At 57.5% G+C, this 5,835-nt stretch carries 8 protein-coding genes and 1 pseudogene; 8 read left to right on the forward strand and 1 reads right to left on the reverse strand.

What is annotated here, in order from left to right; all coding sequences use genetic code 11:
* Positions 1-90: 90 nt before the first annotated feature.
* Positions 91-708 (reverse strand): TetR/AcrR family transcriptional regulator, encoded by a 618-nt coding sequence (locus J2Z75_RS29035; RefSeq protein ID WP_209857419.1) that lies wholly within the window; start codon positions 706-708, stop codon positions 91-93.
* Between the two features lie 88 nt (positions 709-796).
* Here J2Z75_RS29035 and J2Z75_RS29040 point away from each other — a divergent pair, with 88 nt between their 5' ends.
* The 8 genes and pseudogenes from J2Z75_RS29040 to J2Z75_RS29075 form a co-directional block, all read left to right on the forward strand.
* Positions 797-1,570: an SDR family oxidoreductase gene (locus J2Z75_RS29040; protein WP_209857421.1), complete on the forward strand. Its 774-nt coding sequence runs from the start codon at positions 797-799 to the stop codon at positions 1,568-1,570.
* A gap of 470 nt (positions 1,571-2,040) precedes the next feature.
* Positions 2,041-2,178 (forward strand): cbb3-type cytochrome oxidase assembly protein CcoS, encoded by a 138-nt coding sequence (gene ccoS, locus J2Z75_RS29045; RefSeq protein ID WP_209857422.1) that lies wholly within the window; start codon positions 2,041-2,043, stop codon positions 2,176-2,178.
* A 173-nt stretch (positions 2,179-2,351) separates the two neighbouring features.
* The gene (locus J2Z75_RS29050; RefSeq protein ID WP_209857424.1) at positions 2,352-3,185 is read left to right on the forward strand and encodes a universal stress protein; all 834 of its coding nucleotides are present in this window, start codon (positions 2,352-2,354) and stop codon (positions 3,183-3,185) included.
* Positions 3,186-3,346: 161 nt separating this feature from the next.
* The gene (locus J2Z75_RS29055; protein ID WP_209857426.1) at positions 3,347-3,547 is read left to right on the forward strand and encodes a hypothetical protein; all 201 of its coding nucleotides are present in this window, start codon (positions 3,347-3,349) and stop codon (positions 3,545-3,547) included.
* 227 nt (positions 3,548-3,774) lie between these two features.
* Positions 3,775-4,040 (forward strand): annotated as a pseudogene (locus tag J2Z75_RS29060) (transposase); the annotation flags it as partial.
* 16 nt (positions 4,041-4,056) lie between these two features.
* Positions 4,057-4,272 (forward strand): hypothetical protein, encoded by a 216-nt coding sequence (locus tag J2Z75_RS29065; protein ID WP_209857428.1) that lies wholly within the window; start codon positions 4,057-4,059, stop codon positions 4,270-4,272.
* Positions 4,273-4,601: 329 nt separating this feature from the next.
* Positions 4,602-4,913, forward strand: a complete 312-nt coding sequence (locus tag J2Z75_RS29070; protein ID WP_209857430.1) for a helix-turn-helix domain-containing protein — start codon at positions 4,602-4,604, stop codon at positions 4,911-4,913.
* Positions 4,894-5,835: type II toxin-antitoxin system HipA family toxin (locus tag J2Z75_RS29075; RefSeq protein ID WP_209857432.1), on the forward strand; the 942-nt coding region annotated here is incomplete at its 3' end. The genes J2Z75_RS29070 and J2Z75_RS29075, both read left to right, overlap by 20 nt.

Below are 5,835 nucleotides of genomic sequence, written 5' to 3' on the forward strand. Positions count from 1 at the left end.
TCAAGGCGCCCATGGGCGAACCAGCGATAGGGTTCTGCGACGCTTGCGGTCAGCACGAGCAGTTCACGTGTCTTCGGGCCGAACTCCCCATCAGGCGCTACGCTTCCCAGGCCAGGCCGTGAGTGCGAGATCGATCAGCCGCTTCAGCCGCGCATTGCAGGCGCCATCGCAGGCCTGAGCGGACATGCCCTGGATAATCGCACCATAGAAGCGCGCGAGCGTATCGGTATCGGTTTGCGCCGGCAATTCGCCTTCCTCGACGGCCCGGTCGAAGCGGGCTTTTAGAGTCTGCATCGACGTCTCGCGCAATGCCGCCGTCATCCGAGCGACGGACGCATTTTCTTCCGCATGCTGCAGGACGGCCGTCGAGACCATGCATCCTCGCGGCTTGTCCGGCTGGGTATCACCGTCAGCGATATCGTAAAGGTACAGGCCCAGCGCTTCGTGAATCGGGAGGTTGGATCGCAGGATTTCCAGACGGCGGCTGTTTTCACGGACAATGCTGAAGTCGAGCACCTGACGGTACAATTCTTCCTTGGAGCCGAACATTGAATAGAGAGTCGGCGGATTGATCCCCATGGCCTTCGTGAGGTCGGCGGTCGAGGTTCCCTCGTAGCCGCGTTCCCAGAACAAGCGTGCCGCGATGTCGAGCCCGACGTCGCGATCGAGCACACGCGGTCTGCCGCGTTTGCGGACTGGCTGCTCCATTATAATAGTGATCCCTATTAAATTATTGACAGACCTTCTTTCCTCTTTATTATAGGGGTCACTATTTAATTTAGCAACGGAGTGATTCATGTCCCAAAGACTCGCAGACAAGATAGCCCTCATCACTGGAAGTTCGCGCGGCATCGGCCGCGCGGTTGCTCTTGCGTTTGCGAAGGAGGGTGCGGCGCTGATTGGCGTGCACTATACCGCCAACGCGGATGCTGCCAATGCCACTGTACGTGATATCGAGGCGCTTGGCGTCAAGGCCGTTGCTGTGAAGGCCGATCTCAGACGGGGCAAGGACGCGGCCGACAGCCTCTGGGCACAGTTCAGCGAAGCCGTGCGTACTGAAACGGGTTCCTCCGCTCTCGACATTCTGGTGAACAATGCCGGCATCGCGCCCGCACTGCCGTTGAAGCAGACAAGCGAAGCTGCTTTCGACGAGGTGATGACGATCAACTACAAGGCGCCGTTCTTCCTGATCCAGGCAGTGGCAGACGACATCCGTGACAACGGCCGCATCATCAATGTCTCTACTGGGTTTACGCGGATCGCGGCGCCGACCCATCCGGCGTATGCGGCCTCTAAGGGCGCGCTGGAGACGTTGACACTGGCGCTGGCGCCTGAATTTGCAGCTCGCGGGATTACGGTCAATGCTGTGCTGCCGGGTGTAACGGAGACGGATATGAATGCCGAGTGGCTGGCATCGCCGGATGCGCGCGCCGGCGCCGAAGCCCTCTCGGTCTTCTCACGTGTCGGCCGGCCGGAGGACGTCGCCGACGTCATCGCTTTTCTCGCATCGAACGATGCGCGTTGGACGACGGGCCAGATGATTGATGCGACGGGTGGCGCCCGGATCTGATCGATCCCGACATTTCGTTATGTTTGCAGCCATTCAATCCGCGGCAGGAGAGGAACACTCAACGCGTGTTCCGGTCAGGTCCGGTTCCCCGCCGGTCCGCCAGACAGGATTGCGCTCGCCGAGCGCGAATCCTGTCTTCATCCGCTCGACGGGACGCCTGACCCCCGCGACAGCGGCCGACATCGGAAGGAGCGCCGTAGACTTCGTATTCCTGCGGGACAGCTTGAATGCGGTTCGGCTTGCCTTGAAGGTCGCAAGGCATGCCGAAAGGCTCGTAGAGCAGAATTTCACCCTGGCGATTGGCTATAAACCTCATCGCGGTTCCAATCGCGATCATGGGGCACGTGACGCCGCTCCTCGCCGCCATCGCTGCTGGTTATTGGAAATGCGATGAGGCTGACAGCAGGAGAAGGATGGGTGCGAAGGGTGCTTGGCGGCAAATGGAAAACATGGAAGGTGGTGGAAGCCTGATGGAAACTCTTCTCTATCTCATGCCGATCGCGCTGTTGCTGGGAGGGCTTGATGTGGCTGCATTCGTCTGGGCTCTCCGTTCCGGCCAGTACGAGGCCATGGACGGAGCGGCCGAGCGGGTCTTGATAGACGACTGACTGGGGTCTCGGACGGGTGTGACAATGCGCCTCGCCACATCAGGCGGGCTCGACGAAAGATTTTCCCGCTGGCCCCACGCGGTTAAAGGAATCCCTTTGATCCAAATCAACGACGGGATTCGAGACGCCGGTAGAGTGAACCCCCGGCCAAGCTTCGCCAAAGGAGATTCAATATGTCATGCAAAACAATTCTGTCCGTCGTTCGTGTAGATCAGGATGAACACGATCTGCTTGACGCAGTTGAACTCTGCCGCGAGATCGACGCGCACCTGTCCGTCGTCGTCGTACAACTGGCGCCGCCGCCGCCCATGGGAGACGCCGGTGTCATAGCGACCGTTTGGCTTGACGAGCGCAAGAATGAAGAGACAAGGCTGGACAGCTATGTCGCAAAAGTGTGTGACATGCTGGCGGAGACCGGAATTTCCTACTCGCTGGAAGGAAAGTTCACCGAGATCGCGAGTGCGGGGGACCAACTGGGTGAGCGGGCGCGGTATTCTGATCTGACGGTCATGGGAGCCGGGCTGACGCTGGATCTTGATCTCAAGTCTAGGGCCATCGACGGCTGCCTGTTCAATTCCGCGCGCCCAATCCTGCTGGCACCAAGCCGCGGGAAGATTTCGTTGAAGCCGAAGAATGTCATGATTGCGTGGGACTCGAGTCTCGAAGCAGCCCTCGCGATTCGTGCTGCTCTTGATTTTATTGCTCAGGCGGAAACCGTCCATATCGTGCTCGTCGATCCAAAAGCGGACATCAGGAAGAACGGACAGGAGCCGGGTGCTGATGTCGCCCGATACCTCGCCCGTCATTCCGCGGTCGTCAACGTCTATCAACTCTCATCGATGGGACGGCCGGTCGCCGACGTTCTGCAACAGCACGCGATGGACATGTCTGCGGACATGATCGTCATGGGAGCTTACGGGCATTCAAGGATTCGCGAGCGGATTTTTGGCGGCGTCACCCGGTCGATGATCGAAGGTTCGAAGGTCCCCGTCTTCATGGTGCACTGAGACCATTTCGATAGGGGATGATAGGAGGCTGGACGGTCGGGGCGTTCAGCCTCATTTGTGGGTCGGTTCCGGCTGGGGCGAAATGACACTCTAAGACATCACTGAAGGAACTTTCCTCGTTTCAAACGTGTTTCGACGATAGCCCTTTGATAGGAAATGACATGGAACAAAGAGAACCGACGCCAGCGCAGCTCACTTTGTGGATGGCGCGTATGAAGTCTCAGCAAACTGCTGGAGCGCCTCCAGAGGAAGCCATTCATATTCTTAGAGAAATGGTCTCATCTTGGCGGGCGGTTCAAGAGCGTACCTCCGAGGTCATAGTGTATGCTAAAGAACAAGAGCCGAAGCTGAAGGCACCATGAATTAGGGTGTGCTGATGTGAATCTTAAACCGTCAAAGCGATCGACGTGGCATCGTAAACTTAACCGCAAAGAGTTCAGACTATGACGCCAGCCTACTTTGTCGGCCATGTTCGGGCGACTGTCAATCGTGCGGAATATTCCACGCCGAAACACATTCCGGCAACCATGTGAAACGTAAAAGTGATCCTTTTTGAAGTATGGCTTATGAGCCGAAGAAGGACATTGAAATGGCAGCGAAAAGACACAAGGCGGAAGAGATCGTCACGAAGTTGCGACAGGTTGACGTGCTGAATGCGCAGGGCAAATCGATGGCGGAGGCGATCCGTTCGATAGGCGTGACGGAAGTTACATATTACCGCTGGCGGGCAGAATACGGGGCGATCAGGTGAAGCGCCTGAAGGAGCTGGAGACTGAGAAAGCTCGTCTCCGCCGGGCTGCAGACGATCGAGGAGGACGGGCGGCAGCTGGCATTTGCATTTCGGCCGCGCGGCGGTGCGGGAGGCATCAGGATGCGGGCTGACTGGATCATCAATTGCACGGGTATGGAACGGGCGGGGATCGCCCACTCGCCGCTCCTTCGGCAGATGCTGGAGGACGACCTGATCTCGGCGGACAAGCTCGGCCTTGGTGTTTGCGTCAGCCGGAATGCGCAGGTTCTCAATGGGCACGGCAGCACGCAGCCCGGCCTGTTTGCCGGCGGCGCACTGACAGCGGGGCAATTCTAGGAAATAACCGCCGTTCCGGATATCCGCAACCAGGCCAGAAACGTAGCGGTGGCGGTATCGGAATATCTTCCGGGCGTCGCGGATTCGCGGCACCAATGCTGAGGGCAACCGGGAACACGAGGCAGCCTTTAACAAAACATGTGCGTTGGGAGAGTTCTGCCAGTCACGGTGTTCACATTGGCGACGGCCCAGTCGACATCAGTAATGACTTATAAACAGATCATTATTCCATCTATGATCTCTATTAATATCATTTTATTTGACGACTTTGGTAGCCTGAGATATGTAAGCGTATCATACCAAACGAAATGAACTGTTTAGGTATCACGATGAAGTCGGGATCAGAGGCTCTTCTGAAAATAGGTCAGCAGTTAAAGACGGCGCGCAAGGGCTTGGGGCTCACTCAAGAGCGGGTTGCGGATATGGCGGGCATATCGCGTCCGCGGTACCGCGAGATTGAAGCTGGAAGCAGCGCTGCTCGCACGACCACGCTGATCAACATTGGTCGCGCGCTCGGTCTCGAACTGATGCTCATTCCGCAGGCTATGGTCCTGGCGGTTGATGCTCTGCTGCAGCCAGATGGCGCCGATGATGACCTTCCTGCTTTCGTCGTAAGTCCCGATGATGATGCCAATGCCTGATGCGCCTCTCGATCCAAGATCCATATCGTCATTTGAAGTGCTGCTGAATGACCTGAAGGTCGGCACAATCGTCAGGACGCCGGGCGACTTCAATGCGTTTAGCTTCGAGGACAGCTATCGCAAGACGGGCGGCTTCCCAGTGCTCAGTCTGTCTTTCCGCGCGGCAAACGGGGGTTTGCGCAAGGACCCGAAGCCTGTCGCAAGAGCTTTGCCGGCGTTCTTTGCGAACCTTCTTCCTGAGGATAAACTTCGCGAGGCGATGGAGAAGCATCATGCAGGTAGCGTGCGAGCGGGAAATGATTTCGATTTGCTCGCTGCACTCGGGTCGGATCTGCCAGGGGCTGTCCGGGTTGTGCCGAGCCAAGGGACCGTTGCTCGTACTGAATATCTGCCAACTGCCAGGCCGAAGGCCCGGTTTTCGCTCGCGGGTGTGCAGATGAAACTTTCCGTCATCAAGAACACAGGCAAGGGTGGCGGCCTGACCATACCCTTAGGGAACGAGCAGGGCTCATATATCGCCAAGTTTCCCTCGACATCGTTTCCCGGCGTCTCGGAAAACGAACATGCCAATCTCGCCTTGGCCGAAGCGATTGGCATGGAAGTGCCAGAACACGAACTCGTCGAGCAATCAGAATTCGAAGGGATCCCTGAGGAATTCAAGACGCTGTCAGACGGAAAAGTCCTGCTCGTCAAACGCTTCGATCGCAGCACCGGAGGCAAGCGAATCCATATCGAGGATTTCGCCCAGGTGTTTGGCATCTATCCCTCACGAAAATATGAGGGTGCGGCCTATCACGATATTGCCGCCGCCCTCGGGATTGCCGTCTCATCCTCAGCCGCGCTCGAATTCGTCCGCCGACTGGCTTTGGCTGCCGTTACCGGCAATGGCGACATGCACCTCAAGAATTGGTCGCTGATCTAT

Source organism: Rhizobium herbae, assembly GCF_017873135.1.
Taxonomy (GTDB): Bacteria; Pseudomonadota; Alphaproteobacteria; order Rhizobiales; family Rhizobiaceae; genus Pararhizobium; species Pararhizobium herbae.